Genomic DNA, 21,577 nt, shown 5'->3' on the forward strand with positions numbered 1-21,577 from the left:
GCTAAGCTCTTATATGCCCTTTTTTTACAAAAAAATGCAATAGTGATATGAATCTAATCAAAAAAGGTTTATAATGAGAAGCAGAACATCAATTTTTTCCTGTACTTCAAGATACTTTTAAATTATAATTATTATAAAGTAGAGAGTAATTCTAAGAAAGTGGTGAACAAAATGAAAAAATGGCGCTGCACAGTATGTAATTATGTACATGAAGGTGATACTCCGCCCGACAAATGCCCGATCTGCGGGGTGGGACCGGATAAGTTTGTGTTAATTGAAGAAACGGAAGCTGTTGCCCCTGTTAAAGAGAAAAAATGGCGTTGTACCGTTTGTAATTATATTCATGTGGGAGATACTCCCCCTGACGTTTGCCCGGTCTGCGGCGTGGGACCAGAAAAATTTGTGTTGGTAGAAGAAGTCGAGGATGGTTTAACGGATAAAGAAAGAGAAGCCTTACAGACCTTATTGTTCAATGTCAGCTACGGCTTATATATTATTTCATCGGTCAGGGATGAAAAACTCAATGGGATGGTTTCCAATACCTTTATTCAGGTTACCAGCACGCCCTTAAAAGCCAGTGTCTGCCTGGGAAAAGGAACCTTAACCTCTGAATATGTCCGGGAATCCGGTGTCTTTGGGGTTTCGATTCTGGGTAAAGACAACCATGATCTGATCAAACATTTCGGCTACCAGAGCGGAAGAGATGTCGATAAGTTTAAAGAGCTCAGCTATATTACCGGTAAAACTGGCTGTCCCGGCTTGTTGGAAACGCTCTGTTTTTTAGAATGTAAAGTGGAACAGACGATTGATCTGGGTACCCACTATATGTTTATCGGCAAAGTTGTCGATGGGGATGGATTCAGTAAAGAAGAACCGATGACCTACGCCTATTATCACGCAACCCGATAATAAAAAAAAACCATGCGAAAAAAATCGCATGGTTTTTTTATTTGCGCGGCAGATTGTTAGGTGTTGTTTAATTAGAGCTGACGTAAAGCTTTAGCAAAATGCCAAGTGCAGATATTGACAAAAATGCTCCTGGATGATATATTGAATATAAATTCAATATATCATCCAGGAGGAAGCATGGCTCGATCAAAGGAACAAAATGAAAGAATGCGGGAAACCCGTAAAGAAAAAATTCGAACAGCTGCGTTGTCACAATTTGTTAAACAAGGGTTATTTGCCACCCGGATCCAGGACATTGCAGTTGAAGCAGGTATTGCCCAAGGGTTGTTATATCATTACTATGGATCAAAAGAAGAAATTTTTGTAGATCTAATCAATGATGCACTGGATAAAACAATTGAAGCATCCTATTCGGTCCGTGATATGGAGGCCGACCCCGGTGAAAAAATCCGCTTTGCTTTGGAGAGACTGGTTGAGATTATTGAAAATAGCCAGACATTTTTAGATACTTGTCGGTTGATTACCCAAGCCACCAATTCAACCGCAATCCCTAAGGCTGCCCAGGATCTGATTCAGGAAAAACGGAACATCCCATATCAGGTCATCGAAAAAATTATGGCGGCGGGACAAAAAGAAGGAACGATTATAGCGGGAGATCCTAAAATGCTGGCTATTTTTTTCTGGACGAGTATTAATGGCCTGGCAATATATTATGCCACCAATAATAATCGTGAGGTAAAACTGGATTATCGGGTGATCGCATCGATGTTTTTAGTTAAAACTGAAAGAGAAAGTGAGGAATAAAGTTAGCATGACTACAAAAGCAAAAATGATGCACTATACACTGAAATATCGTCATCTCCTTAAAGGGAAATTACGACCGGAAGAGATTGATCACAACACTTCAATCGAAAAATTGCGTCGCGACTGTGATGAAAGTGCCACCCGTTTTTTTAAACCAATCCCGGGCATCAGTTTTATCCCCAGTGACTATCCGGGGGTTTATGCGGAATGGGTTGAGATTGAAAATGCTCCGGATGAAAAAGTGGTACTCTATTTTCATGGCGGCGGTTTTGTCATGGGTAATGCCCGGTCGCACCGAAATATTGTCGGGAATTTCGTCAAGTACTTAGGAATTAAAGCCCTGGTGTTTGACTATCGGCTGGCGCCGGAACATCCGGCACCGGCCGCTGTCAATGATGCTGCAGCGATTTACAGTTGGCTTCTTGAACAGGGGTATCAAGCAGAAAATATTGTCTTTGCTGGTGATTCGGCGGGCGGTGGGATCGCACTGGCCACCCTTTTAAAATGTAAAGATGATAAAATCCCCTTACCGGGAACCTGTGCCGTATTTTCGCCGTGTACCGATATGACAATTTCGGGCGAGTCCCATATAACTCGGGCAAAGGCTGATCCCTGCACACCTAAAGGGGCAAATGAAACCTATCTGGGCTACTACGCTGGTAATGGTGATCCCAAACATCCCTATGCATCGCCATTATTTGGCGATTTAAGTGGTCTGCCACCAACGATTATTCAGGTTGGTGATAACGAAACCTTAAGAGATGATTCGACCCGTTTTGGCGAAAAAGCCAAAGCCGCCGGGGTTGATGTGCAATTAAAGGTATGGAAGGGGATGTTTCATTGTTTTCCGTTATTGGCACCACTGTTTCCCGAGGCAACGGTGGCCCTGGAAGAGGTTTGTCAATTTATCAGAAAAAAACTGAACGATTGAGTTTTTCATTAAACGAACAGTACTTGATATAAGAGGGCAATTAAAGAAGTAAAAAGGTTTCCGCCAATTCAGGCGGAAACCTTTTTAGAATTCATCATCATAATTTTTAATCCCATGCAAGCGGATCTTATACTGCAGATTTTGGCGTGAGATACCCAAGTCACGGGCGCTTTTTGAGATGTTCTGATCATTGCCCTGCAAAACGTCGATGATCATTTGTTTCTCAATTTTATTCAGGGTATTTTTAAAATTTTTGTCATCGATACTGGCCGATAGATATTTTTCATAGATTTTTTTATCGGAAATATTCTTTCTTAAATAACCCGGCAGCAAATCAGGGGTCAGAATCGTATCCTGGTATTGGGCAATATAAATGGCATGGGTCACGGCGTGTTTTAATTCCCGGATATTTCCCGGCCAGTCATGGGAAAGTAGAATTTCCTGGGCTTCGTCAGAAACTTTGAACAGCTGCTTTCCCATGGCCGCTCCTTCAGTGGAAAGGAAGGCCGGAACCAGATCTAAAATATCTTGTTTGCGGTCTTTAAGCGGTGGCAAGTGAATCGAGAAGACCGCCAGACGATAATATAAATCCGAACGCAAACGTTTTTCTTCAATGGCTTTGAGGGGATCCTGATTTAAGGCACTGAGCAGGCGGATATTGGCGGTTATTTCTTTGTGTCCCCCGACCTTCCGGTATTTGCCAGTTTCTAAAACCCGCAGTAGTTTGGATTGCAGACCCATGTGCATGGAGTTAATTTCATCCAGAAAAATGGTGCCACCTTCAGCGGTTTCCAAAAGCCCCACGGAATCAACCGCCCCGGTAAAGGAACCTTTGACGGTGCCAAACAAGGTACTCTCCAGCAGATTTTCCGGAATGGCACTGCAGTTGATGGCCACAAAATGTTTGTGGGCCTGGGGACTGGCATTGTGGATACTCTGGGCAAAAACTTCTTTACCGGTACCAGTGGGCCCGGCAATCAGGATCGGGGCTGTGGTTAGCGCAGCAATTTCCGCATGGTGAATGCACTCCGCCATTGGGCCACTGCTGCCAATAATGTCTTTGAAAGTAAATTGGGTGCCATTGTTTTTTAGTTGCTGGGATTTTAAGTCGTTTTGAAGCTTATTGATGGTATTGGCCATGTGAATATAGTCCGAAATATCCCGGTAGATACAAATGGCGGCCTCGACCTTTTTTGGATCAGTTTTCGAAAAAACCGGGTAGGTGCTACTGATCACATCGGCAACTTTTCCAGAGGGGGAGGTATATTTGACATGGACATCCTGAACCTTTTTTCCGGTCTTCAAAACCAGGGATTCCATGGATTCATTTTCAAGATAATCATAAATATCAGACATGTTTTTACCAATGACGTCTTCGTGTTTCATATTCTCGATGATTTCACAGCCCTTGGAGTAGCAGATGATTTTTCCGCTGGCATTGACAACATGAATGCAGACATCTTCGATGCGTTCAACATCCTGAATGGGGAAAGAATTTTCGCCAAAAGCCTCTAAAATGAATTCTTCTTTTACTTTCACTGGTATTCTCCGTTTCGGGTTTACTGAATAAACAGTATGATAACATGAAATCCAAAAAAATCATAGAGACAACCCCGAATGGGGGTTGTCCGTCTGATTGATAAGGGGATTAAACACAGATTATTGATAATTTTTTTCGATTTTTTCAATCTCGGCCAGGATTGAAGCTTCCAGAGCCGGAACTTCGTGGGTTTCCAGAATTGTATCAATTTTGGCATTGACCATCTCAAGAATATCGGACTGATCAGGGTTAACCATCCGGCGCTTAAAGAATTCCGGATACCAGACGCTTCTAAAATTACTGAGGGTGTGCATTTCATTAAGGTAGTGACCACCGTGACCAACGCCTTTGATGACATCCATAGCCAGGGTTTCTTTATTGACTTCGACACCGCTGGAATAAGCCGACAGCTCGTTGATCATTTCATTGGCTAATACCACCATGGCCGGGGCGACCGAGTTGCAATGATCCAGGACGCCGATATCATGAACGATGTTGGCCTTGCTTAAAATCGAAGAGAAGAGCTCCATCTGAACCTCAGCAACCGACTGGGGATCGACGGTTTTGGCATCGCTGCAGCCCGCTGTGCCATAGAAGGGCAGGTTGTAATAATTGGCCAGCTCTGAGGCAGCCGCCACCGATTTATGGAACTCGGGAGCGCCATAAGAACCGATGGTGGTTTGCATGTCAAAGACAGTTGGCATCGAACCGTAAATAAGTGGCGCACCTTCATTAACCGCCTGGGTAATGACCACACCAGCTAAAATTTCAGCGTTATTTTGGGTTAGCGCACCAGCGATGGTAATCGGAGAGGTGCCACCCATCATGCTGTATGGCATGTAAACCACCGGGATTTTATTGGTAGCACTGATAAAGAGTTTTTCAGTGCTTTCCACCGGATGGGTCAGTGGTGGAATTGGCTCACAGTAGTTAAAGATAAAGGGCTTTTCAGCCAGTTCTTTGTGTCCACCGGCTACAATGGCGGCGATGTCAATGATTTCCTGAAGTGATTCGATGTCATTGGTGGAAAAATTGATGGTTTTGTCAAAATTCTTCAGGGTTTCAATAAAGGTCACCTGCGATTGAACCAAGGGGTCGACATCGGCACACATGCCGACTGATAGAATAAAGCTGATGTTGGATAGATAGCTGCCCAGTTTACACATGTTTTTGATGTCTGACTTCAGGTAGGGGCGGGCCATATTGGTTTTGTGATCAAGGATCTCCAGTTGATCGGAATGGGTTCCGAAATAGACATTGTTTTTGCTGTTGATTACCATATTGGGCTGGCCGTCCCGGGTATAAAGGGTCAATTCTTTGGGGATGGTGTTTAACGCCTTGTTAACAACGGCTTTGGGGAACTTAACCATGTCGCCATCGACGCTGCAGCCATACTTTTTCAGCAATTCAATGGTGCGGGCACCAACGATGCGCATGCCAAAATTCTCCAGCAGATCCATGCTTTTTTCGTGAATGGTTTCGATTTTATTTTTATTTAATACATTAAATTCAATATTTCTTTGTGTGGTTTCCATAATGTCTCCTTAAGTCTTTAGATGATCGCTATTAAATGCGTTCGCGATAGTTTGCCGGAATATAATCGTTCAGCAGGGCAGCCTGTTCCTTGGTGATATCTGGTGGCGTATAGGAAGCCAGACGTTCCTTGACGGCAGTCTGAACGTCATGAAGAACCGACTTGCTGCCATTTTCCTGCCATTGGTTGGGGTCTTCTTTATTGAAGTACTTGGGAACAAAGAATTCTTCTTTGAACATCTTCGGAGTTCGACCCTGGAGGAAGTTACCCCGAGGGCCGATTTTGGCAATCAACTCGTGGCAGAGGTAGTTCTCTTCGGTATTGATGCCTTTAAGCAGACGGCGATTCATCCGGTAAGTGTCTTCATCCATCAGGAATTTTTCAAAACTCAAGATATTAAAGCTGCCGAGAATCCCACAGGAATGCAGCACCAGATCGGGAGCTGCTTCCAGGGTGGAGCGGATCATCATATCGGATTCAATTCCAGCTTGCATATCAAAATCTTTGGCGTCACTTAAGCCGCCGCCAGTCCGGCAGGGCAGTTTGTAAAAATCAGCCAAGCCCCGGGTGGCATAAGAAATTAAAGCGGTTTCCGGGGCACCGATGCTTAGCTGAACAGTGCGCAGGTTGGTGGAAGCCGAGGTTTGGCCATATACCACCGGCAAGCCGGGTTTGACCAGTTGAGACATGACCATCCCAGCCAATACTTCAGCATTGGTCATGGCAATCAGTCCGGCCACAGATGGCGGTCCGGTGAGGACCGGCATGGCGCAGGGGCTGAACCAGACGGGCTGATTCATGTCAGCGGCAATCAGGAATTTTTCCAGCGGGTCATGGTCAAAACATAAGGGCGACAAAGAGTTGACATGGACGATATTATTGTACACACCACGGCGGCCTTCAAATTTTTCGATCAGTTCCAGACCTTTTCTAAAAGATTCCCGGATGTTGGATTTTAACGGGAAGGTATTGGCCTGTAAGTGCAAGGCGGTTTTATTGGAATATTTTAAAATCATGGCGATGGGGCTAAAGACCCGTTCATCCAGGGACAGGTTTTTGTCATCCAGGAAAATATTAAAGTAGTTACAATTGATGACATCACTGGTATCGGACAGCTTAAACTGCGCAACGGCATCGTCATTGGTCATTTTATGTAAATGGCCATTTTCCAGTCGGAAAATATTACCGACACCCGGCATTAAAATCAGGCTACCGCCGCCAAGGGTATGGTTGCCTTTGGAGTTTTCGATGGTAAAGGTTTCAGGAATGGTGGCGATCGCCGTCATGATTAATTTTTCATCAAGAAAGACGGTCTCCCCATCAATCCGGGCGCCATGATTTTTGAAAATTTCCAGGATTTCCGGGTGCTCGAATTTGATTCCAACTTCGGAAAGAATTTTCAGCGACTCGGCATGGATAGTCTGGACATCTTCTTTTGAGACGTATTTTTCATATGGTTTCATTGTTATAATCCCCTTAATTGAGTTTTTTCTTTACAGACTAGCGTTTCGGACACGATTTAGATATCACCATAGTAATCACGATGAGAAACACAGGAGTAAGCATAATCCAGCAAAGTTCCCCAGCTGAATACCGGTAGATCCACGGCCCGTTGAATGGCCCGGGCAAATGGCTGCATACCGGTACATTCTAACATAATGGCCTTAATATCCGGGTGTTTGGCGATGAATTCTTTGGTTATGCGAATCATATCCTTTTCGGATTCATCATAATAACTTTCCGGAATCTCCGGTCGTTTTTCATGATCCCAGAGGGTGTCAAATTGCGGGCAGCCGTATTCATCCTGGGCACCGGCGATATAGAAGTTACTGTTTAGATCAATGCCAACTTTTTCCAGATGGGTATCGGTCAGGAACCGTTTTTGAGCGCAGATAATGCCAACGGCACTATCGGGTCCAATGGTTTGCTGAATAAAGGGGACCTGTAGCAGACTGGACATAAACACCGGAATGTCAACGGCAGCAGCAACATCTTGTTGGAAATAAGCGAAATAGCCGCATTCAGCTGCGATCGCTTTACAACCCATTCGTTCAAGGTTTTTCGCCGCCTGAACAATCGGTGCCCGACAGGGTGTTTTGTCCTGTTCCCATACCAGGGTGTAGTTATCTACTCCCTGAGCAATTTCATACTGAATTGGAAAACCCCAGGCACTGGCATTACGGACATCGCCAGGAAAACCGGGATAGGCATCATCCAATACCATAATACCAATCCCCATTCCATAACAGGTATGGTTTTTTCGGGTAGTCATGTAATTAATTCCTAAATCTCTTTGCATTTCTTCCTCCTGAATCGTTAATATGTATTTAATAGAGTTTTGCTATTTGCTGATTTAATACTAGCAAGTATTGTGCCAAGATCTGAAACGCTTCCAACGAAAGCAAAAAATGTGGCGCTCTGTGGGCAGCTCAAAAAAGATCCGCAGCAGGACTTTGCATGGCCAAGCGATCAGCACGATTCAGGTATCCGATTAATGAAAAGAATACGGAATTGACATTATAATAGAAGGCAAACAACGAAATAAAAATAATGAGTAATCCAGACAAAAGGACGATGTGGTGATTTTTAAAGAAATAGCAGATCAAGTGCAAAAAATAACGACATGCAAAAAATAGCGATGGTTAGCAGAAATCCCTGTTTTAAGCAGGTTTTCTGTAATGGTTTTCAGACAATCTGATAAAGCGGTGCATAATCTTTTGCAGGACTATGGAACCATTGTAAAAATGACGGCTTAAAATAGGCTTAAAACGGTATAAATTTAAAGATCGGATTATTTTACGAATTGGCACAAAGCTTGCGATAGATACCGGATATAAAGCAGTGGCTAAATATCTGTGGGAGGTGTCAAAAAAAGCAGACGGGTTTCATGGCAAAACTGTAATTTTTGGGAAATCATTATTCTTATGTGTTTACAGGTTTAAAACAGAAAAATTTAGGAGGAGAGAATCTTATGTTAAAGCGAATACGTATTGTTCCGGTTGCGATTCCCATCGTATTAATGGGTATTATTCTCATTATCGGATTTATCAGTCCCGATGAGTTTACCACCATTATGACCGATTTCTTTATCGCATTGATGGAAAATGCCGGTTGGATGGTTTCCATCGGGGTATTGATCTTTGTTGCTTGTATGGCAGTATTGTTTCTGCATCCCTTCGGGAGTATTAAATTTGGTGGGAAAAACGCCGTGCCCAAGTATAAAACCTGGATCTGGTGGGCGATCTCACTTTGTGCCGGGATTGGAACTGGAATTGTTTTCTGGGGTGCAACCGAGCCACTGATGCACACCTTTGCGCCACCACCGTCAGTTGGTTTGGAACCCGGCAGTCTGGATGCCGTCATCTGGGGGATGAGCAAATCCTTCCTGCATTGGTCATTTTCACCCTATTCCATTTATGCGGTAGCCGGGATCACCATTGGTTATGCTTACTATAATATGAATAAAAGCTATACTGCCAGTGCCGGTCTTGTATATTTAAACGATGGCAAAGAATTGAATGCCAAGATTAATACCATCATTGATGGGATCATTCTTTTTGCCATCTGTGGTGGGGTTGCCGGTTCACTCGGCTACGGATTACTGCAGATTGGTAGCGGACTTAATTTCGTGTTCGGAATTGAACCGGGGCCAATGGTTTGGGCGATCATTGCCTGTGTTATTATTACTTCCTACACCATTTCCAGTGCTACTGGTCTCGATCGTGGGATTGCCTGGCTCAGTGATAAAAATGCATGGATATTTATTGCCCTGATGATCTTTGTGTTGATTTGCGGACCGACTGCCTATGTGTTTAATCTGTTTACCCAGTCATTTGGTTATTTTGTCAATAATTTTATTGATTTGAGTCTGTTCACCCAACCAATTGTTGACAGTGATTTATGGCCTCAATGGTGGGATATGTACTGGATGGTTGACTGGTTGTCCTTTGGCCCCATCGTTGGTTTGTTCCTGGTAAAACTGTCCTACGGCCGAACCATCCGCGAATTTATTGTCGTCAATGTTATTTTGCCAGCATTTTTCGGAATTCTCTGGTTTAGTGTTTTTGGTGGTCTGGCCCTGGATCTGCAACTGCGAGGTGTTGCTGATATGTCCGGCTTCCTGACGGAAAACGGCGCCCAGGCGTTTATGATGTACATCTTTGAATTCCTGCCCTTTACCGAATTAATCCGCATCATCATGCTGGTTACAATTGGTTTATCCTTTATTACCCTGGCGGATTCGATGACATCAACTATTTCGACCATGTCATTAAAACAATCCAAAGGTGTAAAAGAAGCACCCCTGCCGATTAAAGTATTCTGGGGCGTCTTCATTGGTTTGATTTCGCTTGTATTTGTTATAAGCGGTGGGATTGACGGCATCAAGATTGTTAAAACCATTGCCGGGTTCCCAATTCTCTTTATTGAACTGGCGATGATCCTTGGCTTCCTGTATCATTTATTCTCCGGCAAACTAAAGCGGGATGAATTGGAGTATGCCGATTTCATGGATGGTGAAGTGGCAGCGGCTGCGGCTGAGGCCGAAGCGGAGCTGGCAGATGCCCATATCCATAAAAAATGGTATACCCTGGAAAAGTAAAAAGATAATAAAAAAAATAAAGACGAATAAAGTGTTCCTAAAAAGAGTGTGGCTTTAAGCCAGACTCTTTTTTAAATGCGTCACTTGCTTAGTCGGGGATTCTGGTGAGTATCTGATCAGCTGTTTGAAACAATCATTAAGCTATGAAGATAGCGCTGACAAGATCCCCGGATTTGTAAAAATAAACCAGTCTGGCGATGCAAAATACGGTAACATGCAAAAATATGTGACATCCGTCAGAAATCCCATTAAATCAATACTTAGCGTGAGTTTTTTAATAAATAAAGGTTATCGAAGGTCTTTGATGGTTTGAAATTTTGCACCTGAATATTTGGAACAGACCGAAAGGTCGCTGGCAAACGACAGGAAACCCCCGAACACTTTAAAAAGTGTGCAGCTTCATATCTTGGCACGAACCTTGCTTTAATACTGCAGTGAGTAAACAAACCATCAATTATTCCAAATTGAGATGATTAAAAGGAGAAAAGATATGGCAGACATGAGTTATTTAAAAGACAAGCCCATTGCAGTATTGGGGGCTGGTGCAGTTGGTAAGGCGATCGCTGGTGACTGTGCCTTGGGTGGCGCTAAAGTTCGAATTTGTGATTTTGAACCGTTCGCCGAAAAAACATTAAAAAATGTTGAAAAAGTAGGGATCAAGTTCTTTGGGGAGCAAGTTAATCTTTATGGTTTTGAGCGAGAAGGCTTTGCCAAAATGGATAAGGTGACGACCGATGTGGCCGAAGCGGTCAAAGGTGCGGGCATTATTGTCGTAGCGACGCCTACTTTTGGACATAAACCTTTTTTCGAGAAACTGATTCCCTGTCTGGAAGACGGACAGGTTATTCATATTTTCCCCGATAATTTTGGTAGCTTGATCCTCCGCAAAATGATGAGGGAAGCTGGCTGTACTAAAAATGTCATCGTTGGTGGCTGGTCAAGCTCAACCTATGGTAGCCGGGTGGAAATGCCAGGGGGTGTGATTACCCACAAAATCCGGGTTTATTATCGGGCCATTACCCTACGTGGAGCTGCTATGCCAGCGACGGATACAGAAGCCTTTATTGAAAGTTCAAAATATTTGCCATCAATGGATGCTGTCACCGAAGGCGAAGGCGCTGTCGCCGGGGATACCGTTTTAGATACCGGCTTCTCGAATGTTAATCCGGTGCTCCACTGTCCGGGAGCCATCCTTGGGGTCTCCACCATGGAAAACTTTGGTACCATTTTTGGCGAAGATAAATTTAAATTCTCAATTTATTCCCATGCCTATTGTCCTTCCATTTCTCAGGTTCAATATACCTTCTATCAGGAAGAATGCCAACTGGCAGATACCATTGGCGTGGGCATTCAACCCTATGAAAAAGAGCATTTCTTCTCCCGGGAAAATGTCCTGGGCCAGGAATATATGGGCCTGGATTACCTGATTCCGTTTGATAAGCAGGATCCAATCCAATACGGTACCGGTCCTTTCACCATGGAAAACCGCTACATCACCGAAGATATTCCGGTTGGCTGTTATGTTTATCAGCAACTTGGTGATGTCTATGGGGTTAATACTCCCGTTGTCGATTCAATGATCAGTCTGGCCTGTGCCATCCTCGGTCGAGACCTGACTGCCAATGGTTATACCCTGGAATACATTGGGATTGATAACATGACTAAAGAAGAATTAAACGACTATTTAAGAACCGGAAAACTCAAATAGTCACCCCGCTATTCTCAGACACCCCTTAAAATAAAATAACCCAAGACCCTCAACCTTTCGCACGCTTTTAAAGCGTGCGATGGTGGATGGTCTGATAAGCAGACTGGTCTGAAAAAATATTAAAAACCTTAAGGAGCGAATGATGAAAAAAAGTATTATTAATTTTAGAGAAATGGCCGAAAAGAAAGAAAAAATTGTCTATATTACCGGCTATGATTATTTAACGGCCAAATATGAAGAACGGGCTGGCGTCGATATGATCCTGGTCGGTGATTCACTGGGAATGGTAACCTTAGGTTACGAAACAACTTTTCCGGTAACGATGGATGATATGATCGCCCATTCATCAGCGGTCAGACGGGGTGCGCCCAATACCTTTATTGTTGGTGATATGCCCTATATGTCCTATCAGATTTCTGATGAAGAAGCCGTTTTCAATGCCGGACGTTTTACCAAGGAAGCCCTGGTCGATGCCATTAAGCTCGAAGGTGGAACCGAATCGGTTTGCCAGCGGATTAAAGCCATCGCTGATGTGGGTATTCTGGTCATGGGACACATTGGCTTGACACCACAGTTTGCGGCCCAAATGGGTGGTTATAAGGCTCAGGGAAAAAGTGCTGGAGCCGCCATGGAATTATTGCGACAGGCCCTGGCCATTGAAGCTGCCGGAGCCTCCTTTATCCTGGTTGAAGGGGTTCCGGCGGTGGTTGGTAAAGCCATCACTGAACGCCTCAGCATTCCGGTTCTGGGCATTGGTGCCGGATCGTATACCGATGGTCAACTGCTGATTTATGCTGATATGGTCGGCTATTACGATGACTTTACCCCTAAATTTGTCAAAAAATATGCCAATGTCGGTGCTGAACTGTTAAAAGGCTTTACCGCTTTCTGTGATGAAGTTCGCAACGGTGCCTTTCCTGATGACAGCGTTCACACCTATGTGATTGCCGATGAAGAAGCCGCCGAACTGGAAAAATTGTTAGCCGAAATTAAATAAAACGAAGAAGGGTGAAATACTATGTTGAAAATAGCCGATTTAGGACAGTTTGTAATTGATGGCGATGAAGAGGGAATTATTGATCATGTTAATCTTCTGATTGAAGCCAAAACCGATCCGATTGCGATCATCAATGAAGGATTATTATCAGGGATGAATGTGGTTGGGGAAAAATTTAAGAATGGGGATATGTTTGTTCCCGAAGTGCTGATGGCAGCCCGGGCCATGAATGCCGGAATGGCTATCGTCAAACCACTGATCGCCGATCAAGACATGCCCAGCCTGGGCACCATTGTCATCGGCACCGTCAAAGGGGATCTGCATGATATCGGCAAAAATCTGGTGGTGATGATGTTAGAAAGTGCCGGTTTCAAGGTTATCGATCTGGGCATCGATGCCAAAGTTGAACAATTTGTGGCGGCTGTCAAAGAACACAAGGCCGACATCGTTGGCATGTCAGCGATGCTGACAACCACCATGACCTATATGCAGGAAGTCATCAAAGCCTGTCAGGATGAAGGCCTATCAGTTAAATATCTGGTTGGTGGAGCACCCTTATCACCAGCATACAGCGAAAAACTAGGGGCCATTTATGCTGCTGATGCTTCAGGAGCAGTCGATACGGCAAAAGCGTTAACTGCATAGCTAAGCGTTGAAATAGACGAGACATTAAAGATTGTGACAGAAAAGCACCCTGACTCAGGAGAGCTTAGACTGTCAAAAAGAAAACCCAGTACCGACAATTGTTACATCATGTTGTACGCATCGGAGCGGACATGGCATAGCCTGTCCGATTCCGCAGCGAACAACAGATTAACAATTGGTCGGTACGGTAGTTTATCAACAACCTCAGCACTCTGAGTCAGGAGTGCTTTTTATAAATATGAAGTAAGAAAAATGAGGCAATTATGTCAATGGGAATCATTGCGGCCATGGCTGCCGCATTGGCGGCCGGACTCATTCCGGTATTAACCAAGGCTCTGATGCTGGATGGATGGGATGCCACCACAATTTTATTTTATCGGTATGCCGTTGTGTTTATCATTCTGGGACTGGCCTTTATCATCAAGAAGGAACGGATCAGGGTTACAAAAAAACAAGCTGTCGAGTTAGTTGCTTTTTCGGCAGTCGGCTATGGTGGATCCACCTTTTTATTGGCCCAGGCCTTTAATTATCTACCAATGGGATTGGCCACGATGCTGTACTTCTCCTATCCACTTTTTGTGGTGATGATGATGGCTTTGATTTTTAAAGAAAAACCCAATCGGATAAAAATGATTGCCCTGGCCATTGCCATCACCGGAATTATTTTTCTGATGAACTTTAGTCTCGATCTTGTCAACTGGGGGAGTGTATTGGCTTTGGGCTCAGGTCTGGCCTATGGCATTTATCTGGTCAGTCTCCAGCAAAGCAGTCTGAAAACCCTGGAAAACCGGGTGATTATCTTTTATCTGGGAGGGCTTTGCGCCGTCTTTTTTGGAATTCAGGGTTGGCTTTTTTCCGACAACTCGGAATTTTTGATACCATCGGCCAAAGGGTTTCTCCTGACTGTGGTATTAGGGGCGATTACTATTTTTGTACTACAGATGGTTACCTTTGCCATCAAGCGAATTGGCTCCAGCCAAACCGCATTGATCATCGCTTTTGAGGCCGTGGTTACCCTGATACTGGGAGTGGTATTATACGGTGAGCCCTATAATGGCAACACCATTGTCGGGGCTGGGCTGATGCTGGTTTCGGTAATTCTTGTCAGTTGGCGGACAGATCCCGACCCGTTATCCATTGACCATTAAGACGTAAGTGTAGGTAGCCGAAACCATGATGATCATCGAAAAAGAGCGCAGGAAAGTAAGGTAATTAAAAAATAAACGAGAGAAAACAATAATGAGGTAAAGAAATGGGAAAAGATCTGATTTTAAAGACGTTAAGACACGAAACTGTTAATGAGGTACCCTGGGTGCCCTTTAGTGGTGTCCATGCTGGCTTTCTAAAAGGCTATACGGCCCGGGAAGTACTGACTGACGGTGATAAATTATTTGAATCATTAATGGAAGTTCATAAGCTATATACCCCCGACGGGATGCCAGTGATTTTTGATCTGCAAATTGAAGCCGAAATCCTTGGCTGCGAGCTGTTATGGGCCGAAGATAATCCGCCGTCGGTAATGAGTCATCCCTATGCCGGGGAATTGACGGTGCCCTGTAAATGCAAGATTCCTAAAATAACGGACGGTCGTATTCCGATGGTGGTTGATGTGATGAAACGGGTTAAAGCGGCAGTAGGGGAGGACACCGCCCTCTATGGTTTGATCTGTGGACCGGTTACCCTTGCTTCACATATCCGTGGCAGTGAGTTTTTTATGGATATCGTCATGTATCCGGAGTTTGTTAAAGAACTGGTGGGCTTCTGCGTGGAGGTCTGCAATGCCATGTCGAGTTATTATATTGAAGCCGGGATGGATGTGATTGCTCTGGTCGATCCGCTGATTAGTCAGATTTCACCAAAATCAATTGAGGCCCTGTTTATGGAACCCTTTCAGGTGGCCTTTGATTTTATCCGCAGCAAAGGGGCATTAAGCAGTTTCTTTGTTTGCGGTGATGCCACCGTTCAGATGGATGTGATGTGCCGCACCAATCCAGACGGGATTTCGATTGATGAGAATGTCAATATCTATGAAGCCAAGAAAATTACCGATCACTACAATATCACCATTGGCGGAAATATCCCCCTGACTACCACCCTGCTGTTTGGTAATCAACAGGACAATATGAAATATATTGTCGACATGCTGGATAACATTGATCACCATAATCTGATTGTCAGCCCCGGTTGCGATATGCCTTATAATGTACCCATCGACAATACCGTGGCCACTGTCCAGGCGATTAAGCAAACCGAAACCGTTCGCAAGATGATTGAAAACTATGAAGCCGTTGATGAAGATATCCCCGTGGAACTGCCAGATTATGAAAACCTGGAAAAACCGCTGATTGAAATCTTTACTTTGGATTCGGCGACCTGTGCGGCTTGCACCTACATGGTCAAGGGCATCCTGTTGGCCGAAGAAGAATTCGGGGATCAGGTTGAGATTAAAGAATATAAATACACCAATAAAGTGGATATTGCCCGGACTAAAAAAATGGGCGTCCAGCATCTGCCATCGGCCTATATTAATGGCGAACTGAAGTGGTCCTCAATGATCCCCAGTAAGCAGGAATTAATTGAAGTCGTTGGTCAATACTTATAGCAATATATTCTTTGCCGGTTTGGATCGATATGACAGCAGGCAAAACGAAGTATTAATTAAAATGTGAACAGAAAAAAATAAGGAGAGAAGTCCACGAGTCGATAGCGAGGACGAATAAAGAATAGAATGTTAAATTTAAATGAATTGACACAGGCCCTGGGTGACTTGGAAGATGGTCTGGTAATGGATCTGTTAAAAGAGTTTGCGGCGACCAATCCATCGGAAGCAGAAGCACTTGAAGCGGTTGCTGCCTGTCAGGCGGGGATGGCAATTGTTGGCGATCTTTTTGAAAATGGTGAGTATTTTGTTGGTGATCTGATTTTTGCGGGCGAATTGCTGACCGAAGCCATCAACGTTTTAAAACCATCCCTGGGAAGTGGCGACACCAAAGTAATGGGAACGATTCTCTTGGGAACCGTTCAAGGGGATTTGCATGATATTGGTAAAAATATTTTCAGAAGCATGGCCGAAGCAGCAGGATTTGAAGTGGTGGATATGGGCATTGATGTTAAGGTTGAAACCTTTGTGACCAAAGCTCAAGAAATAAAACCGCAAATTATCGGCATGAGTGGAGTCTTAACCCTTGCGATTGATTCCATGAAGGATACGGTCGACGCTTTAAAAGAAGCAGGGGTCGATTCAAAAATTATTATTGGGGGAAATCCGGTGACCAAAGAGTCCTGTACATTGGTGGGTGCCGACGCCTTTACGACGAATGCGGCTGAAGGTATCAAAATTTGTCAGGGTTGGGAATAGGAGCAGTATATGATTATCATTGGAGAAAAGATCAATGGCAGCATCCCGGCAGTGAAGACGGCCATCGAAAATCGTGATGCTGCATTTATTGCCGATCGCGCAGTTAAGCAGACAGCAGCGGGGGCTCATTTTATTGATGTCTGCGCCAGTACTGCGCCGGAATATGAGGTTGAAACCCTGAAATGGTTAATCGATGTTGTTCAGGATGTAACGGATACGCCGCTGTGTATTGATAGTCCGAATCCCCGGGTGATTGAAGCCGTGTTTAAATATGCCAATAAACCGGGAATGCTTAACTCGATCTCGGAAGAAGGCGATAAATGCGACGTCCTGTTGCCGCTAATGGCTGGCAACACCTGGGAAGTGGTCGGCTTGACCTGCAATGATCGGGGGATTCCCAATAATCTTGAAACAAAGTTGGACATTACCAAAATTATGGTCGAAAAAGCTGACAAATATGGCATTACCCCGGATCGGATTCATATCGATCCCTGTGTTATGGCCCTGTCGACGGAAAATAACTCGATGCTGAATTTTGCTGAGGAAATTCGATCGATTAAAGCGCTGTTTCCGACCATCCATGTTACCGGGGCCATCAGTAATATTTCGTTTGGGCTACCGGTACGGGGCTTGATCAATAAAACCGCCATGGCCTTTGCCATTCAGGCTGGCATGGATTCAGCCGTTATGGACCCGCTAAACCGGGAGATGAGAGAAACCATTTTTGCCACCTATGCCCTGCTGGGACAGGACAAACATTGCCGAAAATACAGCAAGGCATTTCGTGCTGGCCAAATCGGATCCGCTGGAAACAAATAAGGAAAAACAGGACTGTCAAAAAAGATAACCCAGTACCGACAATTGTTACATCATGTTGTGACCTAGGGGTCAGACCCTACGCATCGGAGCGGACACGGCAAAGCCTGTCCGATTCTGCGCGCAGGCAACGAGCCAATCACAAGCTTGCTTGTAGTTGGCGACTGCCCGCGACCAATGCGAGAGGAGCAAAGCGGATTTCGCATGGCGCAGCGAACAACAGATTAACAATTGGTCGGTACGGTAGTTTTTCGACAACCTCGGACTGAAGCACAGGCTGCTTCAGTCTTTTAAATAATAAGGAGCAATGGAATGAAGCTGATTTTATTGACAGGATTTTTGGGAGCGGGAAAAACAACCTTGTTAAAAAAGCTTTTAAACGAATACCAAGGCCGAAAAATTGGGGTTCTGATGAACGAGTTTGGTGAGATCGGGATTGATGGACAGTTGATCAAAAACGAAAATTTTGATCTAATTGAATTGAACAATGGTTCGGTTTTTTGCGCCTGCTTAAAAGAAAACTTTATCAACGGACTGGCTGAATTTTTAAATCATGAACTGGAAATCGTCTTTGTGGAATCCTCTGGGGTTGCTGATCCTGCCAATATGGGGATCATTCTTGAAATGGTGACTAAAATCACCGGTAAATATTATGACTATCTGGGATCCATCTGTATTGTCGACGGACGCTTCTTTCTCAAACAGTTCGACGTGATTGCGGCACTGGAAAAACAGATCATTTATGCCAGTAAGGTTATTATCAATAAAGCCGATCTCCAAAATCCGGAAACGCTTCAAGAGATTGTACAAAAAATTACGACACTTAATCCGACAACAGAAATTTATCAGGCGTCCTTTTGCCAAGTACCCCTGGCTGAGTTGGTCATGACGATGAGCAGTCAAAGCAGCCAAAACAGTAGGTCGATAAATACCTGGGAAAGCCGTCCGCAGGCCTGTGTTTTAAGAACCGATGCGGTGCTTGACTATCAAGCCTTCGAGAAGTTTTTAGATGAGATGAAATTTTGCACCCATCGGCTCAAAGGCTTTGTCAAAACAGATCAGGGCATTTTTGAAGTGTGTGGCGTCAGTGACTTGGCGAGCCTGAAGCGATGGGACGAAGCGGTTGAAACGACCGAAATTGTGCTGATTTCGGCAGTTGGCATCCGGATGATCAGTGATTTGCTGCGACTCTGGAAACAGTATTTTGGTGATACGCCAATGCAGATATAATTCTGCGGGAGCGACGTAAAGATTGAAAGTCCATCAGGTCAACGATAATTATCCTTGCCTTCTTTTTACAGTACGGCTATAATTTAACCATACGGAGGTCGGAGATGAAAAAGCTGGGGATAATACTTTTGTTTTTTGTTCTGACAGTCTTTGGACTTTCAGGTTGCGGCATTGTCGACTATTTTACGGCGCAAAGGGAGCCCATTGTCGCTAAAAAACTGCCGGAAATGGTATTAAATGAGCCCTTTGTCATAACCACAGCCAATGGCGATTACAGTGTGACCATCAACGGAGCCAGAACAACGCCACAAAGAGATGCTAATTCCAAATCGAATCCCCAAGCGGTTATCTTTCTTGACTATAGTTATGAAAATATCAGCTATGAAAAGCGAAACAATATGGATTTCTTTTTGGCACAAGGGGATTTTATGGTTAGCGATGATGCGGGTAACGAGCTGGAGACTTATAATATAAAGGATCCCAAGCGGATGATTCAGGAAACGCCCATTGGTGGGAGTTGTGCAGCAAGTATTGCCTATGCTCTGGAAACGGAGAGTGAAAGTCTCACCGTCACCTTTGTCAGAGGAAAAGGCCGGGAAATTGCCCAGATTATTATTCCAATTGAAGAATAATGGGATAAAATTTCAAAGTGTTCCGATTTTTACAATAAGATCAGGATGAAATAGAGTATAGTAAGATCAGAAAGACAAAGCAGTCTGATTTCTTTTTAGGAAATCAATTGTTTTGTCTTTTTATTTTCGCAGAAATGAGCTTACTTGTAGGCGTTTTTTTCAGGAAATAATGAAAAATATAACTCGGAATTTTTTGTGTATTGTGGATTGTATTAGTTGAATAATAATGGGGGCAAAGGTGCTCAGATATCCAAAAGGATGTTTGGGCATCTTTTTATTTTAAAAAACACACCATCGGGACACTTTTTCAATGACGAATAAGGTGTCAAAAAAAATTAAGAAGGAGATTATTATGGAAAATCAGAAAAAATTGGGATTAGGCTCTGCGGTATCAGTCTGTGTTGGTCTGATTGTAGCAACCAGTTGTTTGCTTTTACTTGGTCAGGGAATGGGTTTGGCAGGTTCCGGGTTTATCATCTCGTTAGGAATTGTACTTTTTTTAAATGTGATGCTGTCGCTGACATTTGGTGAGCTTCATGCCATCATGCCAGAGGTGGAAGGGGGTCTTGGACAATATACGTTGGCGGGACTCGGCCCGGTGGCATCCATTATTTCAAACCTTTCCGCCTATGTGATTACCATGATTTTGGCGTCATCGGTGGAAATGGCAATGTGTGGAATGGTAATCAATCAGATTTTCCTACCAATGATTCCAGCCCCGGTCCTCAGCGTGGTGTTATTGGCAATTTTATTTATGGTCAATTATAATGGGGTCGATATTTTTGCCAAGGTTCAAAATGTTGTGGTTGTATTACTGATCGGTTCATTGATTGCCCTGGGGATTATCAGCTTTTTTAATCTGGGAACGGGAACCGTAATTACCGCTGCCCAGCAAACACCAGCGCCGGTAACCGGGATCAGTGGCTATGCATCGCTGGCTGCCCTGGCATTCTGGTTATTCATTGGTATTGAATTTGTTATTCCCATCGCCAAGGATTTAAAGAATCCCAAACGTGATGTAACCCTGTCAATGATTCTTGGTCTATTATTGCTGTTTGGAGTTCAGGCCATGCTTGGGATTGGGATGACCCATTATGTTACCCTGGAAGCCCTGGCTAGCTCAGAAATGCCGCATATGTTATTTGCAGAAAATCTACTGGGTCAATTTGGTGTCTACTGGATGGGGATTGTGACCTTGCTGGCTGGAATCAGTACCGCCAATACAGTTCTGGGCAGTGTCAGTAAAATATTATCGGGAATGGCCCAGGATGAGATGATGCCTAAGGTGTTTGCCAAAAAGAATAAACATCAAATCCCGGTGGCCGGGCTGGTACTGATTTTTGTCGGTGACCTGGCAATGCTAATTACCGGCTTTACCCAGTCTTCCGGTTTAGCCACAATTTTATTGGCGGCCTCATGTTTCTGGTTGGCATCCTATATTCTGGTCAATATTTCAGTGTTGGTCCTGCGAAGAAAATACCCGGATATGCCTGGCCGTAATAAAAAGCTGACCTTCTTTGGGATTCCCCAGCTGCTATGTATTGTTGGTAACATCTATATGATCTGGCATATTGCCGAAGGTGACACCCGATTGCTGGTCTATAAAATATTCTTCGGTCTGTTTGCAATCCTGATTGCCTATGCAGTGATCTGGGTAAAAGTGATTAAAAAAATCTCACTATTCGAAACGGCCGATGTTCATGAAATGAATTTAAGATGTCAAGCGGTAGGCGATACGGGGGTAAAGAATAAGCCGGTGATCATTGATTCACCAATTGTCTAACGTTAAACCGATTGTGTATCAAAATATTATAAAACAAAACAAACCACCACTGGTCAATTTGCCCGGTGGTGGTTTGTCTTTGTGTTATAA

General features: G+C 44.1%; 18 protein-coding genes. 14 read left to right on the top strand and 4 right to left on the bottom strand.

The window, feature by feature from the left end:
• Positions 1-171: 171 nt before the first annotated feature.
• From BI182_RS14960 to BI182_RS14970, 3 genes are all read left to right on the top strand, one after another.
• Complete coding sequence (locus tag BI182_RS14960) at positions 172-909, top strand: flavin reductase (protein ID WP_228881393.1); 738 nt, start codon at positions 172-174, stop codon at positions 907-909.
• A gap of 177 nt (positions 910-1,086) precedes the next feature.
• The gene (locus tag BI182_RS14965; RefSeq protein ID WP_286809080.1) at positions 1,087-1,713 is read left to right on the top strand and encodes a TetR/AcrR family transcriptional regulator; all 627 of its coding nucleotides are present in this window, start codon (positions 1,087-1,089) and stop codon (positions 1,711-1,713) included.
• Positions 1,714-1,720: 7 nt separating this feature from the next.
• A complete protein-coding gene (locus BI182_RS14970; RefSeq protein ID WP_084633462.1) occupies positions 1,721-2,644 on the top strand; it encodes an alpha/beta hydrolase in 924 nt (307 codons plus the stop codon).
• An 84-nt stretch (positions 2,645-2,728) separates the two neighbouring features.
• Here BI182_RS14970 and BI182_RS14975 read toward each other — a convergent pair whose 3' ends face one another.
• The 4 genes from BI182_RS14975 to BI182_RS14990 form a co-directional block, all read right to left on the bottom strand.
• A complete protein-coding gene (locus BI182_RS14975) occupies positions 2,729-4,183 on the bottom strand; it encodes a sigma-54 interaction domain-containing protein (protein ID WP_286809082.1) in 1,455 nt (484 codons plus the stop codon).
• A 120-nt stretch (positions 4,184-4,303) separates the two neighbouring features.
• Entirely contained in the window at positions 4,304-5,719 is a 1,416-nt protein-coding gene (locus BI182_RS14980) for a trimethylamine methyltransferase family protein (protein WP_286809084.1), read from the bottom strand.
• A gap of 31 nt (positions 5,720-5,750) precedes the next feature.
• A complete protein-coding gene (locus BI182_RS14985; protein WP_286809177.1) occupies positions 5,751-7,199 on the bottom strand; it encodes a trimethylamine methyltransferase family protein in 1,449 nt (482 codons plus the stop codon).
• 38 nt (positions 7,200-7,237) lie between these two features.
• Positions 7,238-8,017, bottom strand: coding sequence for an aspartate/glutamate racemase family protein (locus tag BI182_RS14990; protein ID WP_070369987.1), 780 nt, complete (start codon positions 8,015-8,017; stop codon positions 7,238-7,240).
• A 672-nt stretch (positions 8,018-8,689) separates the two neighbouring features.
• Here BI182_RS14990 and BI182_RS14995 point away from each other — a divergent pair.
• From BI182_RS14995 to BI182_RS15045, 11 genes are all read left to right on the top strand, one after another.
• On the top strand, positions 8,690-10,318 hold the full coding sequence (locus tag BI182_RS14995) for a BCCT family transporter (protein WP_286809087.1): 1,629 nt from the start codon (positions 8,690-8,692) through the stop codon (positions 10,316-10,318).
• Between the two features lie 490 nt (positions 10,319-10,808).
• Positions 10,809-12,026 carry an NAD/NADP octopine/nopaline dehydrogenase family protein gene (locus BI182_RS15000; protein ID WP_070369989.1) on the top strand — a complete coding sequence of 406 codons (1,218 nt, stop codon included), beginning with the start codon at positions 10,809-10,811 and terminating at the stop codon, positions 12,024-12,026.
• A gap of 142 nt (positions 12,027-12,168) precedes the next feature.
• Positions 12,169-13,023, top strand: coding sequence for a 3-methyl-2-oxobutanoate hydroxymethyltransferase (gene panB / locus BI182_RS15005; protein ID WP_228881407.1), 855 nt, complete (start codon positions 12,169-12,171; stop codon positions 13,021-13,023).
• Positions 13,024-13,044: 21 nt separating this feature from the next.
• Positions 13,045-13,668, top strand: coding sequence for a cobalamin B12-binding domain-containing protein (locus BI182_RS15010; protein ID WP_286809089.1), 624 nt, complete (start codon positions 13,045-13,047; stop codon positions 13,666-13,668).
• Positions 13,669-13,931: 263 nt separating this feature from the next.
• Positions 13,932-14,816 carry a DMT family transporter gene (locus BI182_RS15015; RefSeq protein WP_286809092.1) on the top strand — a complete coding sequence of 295 codons (885 nt, stop codon included), beginning with the start codon at positions 13,932-13,934 and terminating at the stop codon, positions 14,814-14,816.
• 104 nt (positions 14,817-14,920) lie between these two features.
• Positions 14,921-16,270, top strand: a complete 1,350-nt coding sequence (locus BI182_RS15020) for a uroporphyrinogen decarboxylase family protein (RefSeq protein WP_070369993.1) — start codon at positions 14,921-14,923, stop codon at positions 16,268-16,270.
• Between the two features lie 126 nt (positions 16,271-16,396).
• A complete protein-coding gene (locus tag BI182_RS15025) occupies positions 16,397-17,026 on the top strand; it encodes a cobalamin B12-binding domain-containing protein (protein WP_286809093.1) in 630 nt (209 codons plus the stop codon).
• A 9-nt stretch (positions 17,027-17,035) separates the two neighbouring features.
• Complete coding sequence (locus BI182_RS15030) at positions 17,036-17,845, top strand: methyltetrahydrofolate cobalamin methyltransferase (protein ID WP_286809094.1); 810 nt, start codon at positions 17,036-17,038, stop codon at positions 17,843-17,845.
• Between the two features lie 309 nt (positions 17,846-18,154).
• A complete protein-coding gene (locus tag BI182_RS15035) occupies positions 18,155-19,072 on the top strand; it encodes a CobW family GTP-binding protein (protein WP_286809095.1) in 918 nt (305 codons plus the stop codon).
• A gap of 104 nt (positions 19,073-19,176) precedes the next feature.
• Positions 19,177-19,704 carry a hypothetical protein gene (locus tag BI182_RS15040; RefSeq protein ID WP_070369997.1) on the top strand — a complete coding sequence of 176 codons (528 nt, stop codon included), beginning with the start codon at positions 19,177-19,179 and terminating at the stop codon, positions 19,702-19,704.
• Positions 19,705-20,056: 352 nt separating this feature from the next.
• Positions 20,057-21,487, top strand: coding sequence for an APC family permease (locus BI182_RS15045; RefSeq protein WP_250934635.1), 1,431 nt, complete (start codon positions 20,057-20,059; stop codon positions 21,485-21,487).
• Positions 21,488-21,577: the final 90 nt, after the last annotated feature.

Source organism: Acetobacterium sp. MES1 (assembly GCF_002237635.1).
In the GTDB taxonomy this organism is placed as follows: domain Bacteria; phylum Bacillota; class Clostridia; order Eubacteriales; family Eubacteriaceae; genus Acetobacterium; species Acetobacterium wieringae.

Coding starts and splice junctions, on each gene's coding strand:
- BI182_RS14960 (WP_228881393.1), top strand. CDS start 172: ATGAAAAAATGGCGCTGCACAGTATGTAATTATGTACATGAAGGTGAT.
- BI182_RS14965 (WP_286809080.1), top strand. CDS start 1,087: ATGGCTCGATCAAAGGAACAAAATGAAAGAATGCGGGAAACCCGTAAA.
- BI182_RS14970 (WP_084633462.1), top strand. CDS start 1,721: ATGACTACAAAAGCAAAAATGATGCACTATACACTGAAATATCGTCAT.
- BI182_RS14980 (WP_286809084.1), bottom strand. CDS start 5,719: ATGGAAACCACACAAAGAAATATTGAATTTAATGTATTAAATAAAAAT.
- BI182_RS14990 (WP_070369987.1), bottom strand. CDS start 8,017: ATGCAAAGAGATTTAGGAATTAATTACATGACTACCCGAAAAAACCAT.
- BI182_RS14995 (WP_286809087.1), top strand. CDS start 8,690: ATGTTAAAGCGAATACGTATTGTTCCGGTTGCGATTCCCATCGTATTA.
- BI182_RS15000 (WP_070369989.1), top strand. CDS start 10,809: ATGGCAGACATGAGTTATTTAAAAGACAAGCCCATTGCAGTATTGGGG.
- panB (WP_228881407.1), top strand. CDS start 12,169: ATGAAAAAAAGTATTATTAATTTTAGAGAAATGGCCGAAAAGAAAGAA.
- BI182_RS15010 (WP_286809089.1), top strand. CDS start 13,045: ATGTTGAAAATAGCCGATTTAGGACAGTTTGTAATTGATGGCGATGAA.
- BI182_RS15015 (WP_286809092.1), top strand. CDS start 13,932: ATGTCAATGGGAATCATTGCGGCCATGGCTGCCGCATTGGCGGCCGGA.
- BI182_RS15020 (WP_070369993.1), top strand. CDS start 14,921: ATGGGAAAAGATCTGATTTTAAAGACGTTAAGACACGAAACTGTTAAT.
- BI182_RS15025 (WP_286809093.1), top strand. CDS start 16,397: ATGTTAAATTTAAATGAATTGACACAGGCCCTGGGTGACTTGGAAGAT.
- BI182_RS15030 (WP_286809094.1), top strand. CDS start 17,036: ATGATTATCATTGGAGAAAAGATCAATGGCAGCATCCCGGCAGTGAAG.
- BI182_RS15035 (WP_286809095.1), top strand. CDS start 18,155: ATGAAGCTGATTTTATTGACAGGATTTTTGGGAGCGGGAAAAACAACC.
- BI182_RS15040 (WP_070369997.1), top strand. CDS start 19,177: ATGAAAAAGCTGGGGATAATACTTTTGTTTTTTGTTCTGACAGTCTTT.
- BI182_RS15045 (WP_250934635.1), top strand. CDS start 20,057: ATGGAAAATCAGAAAAAATTGGGATTAGGCTCTGCGGTATCAGTCTGT.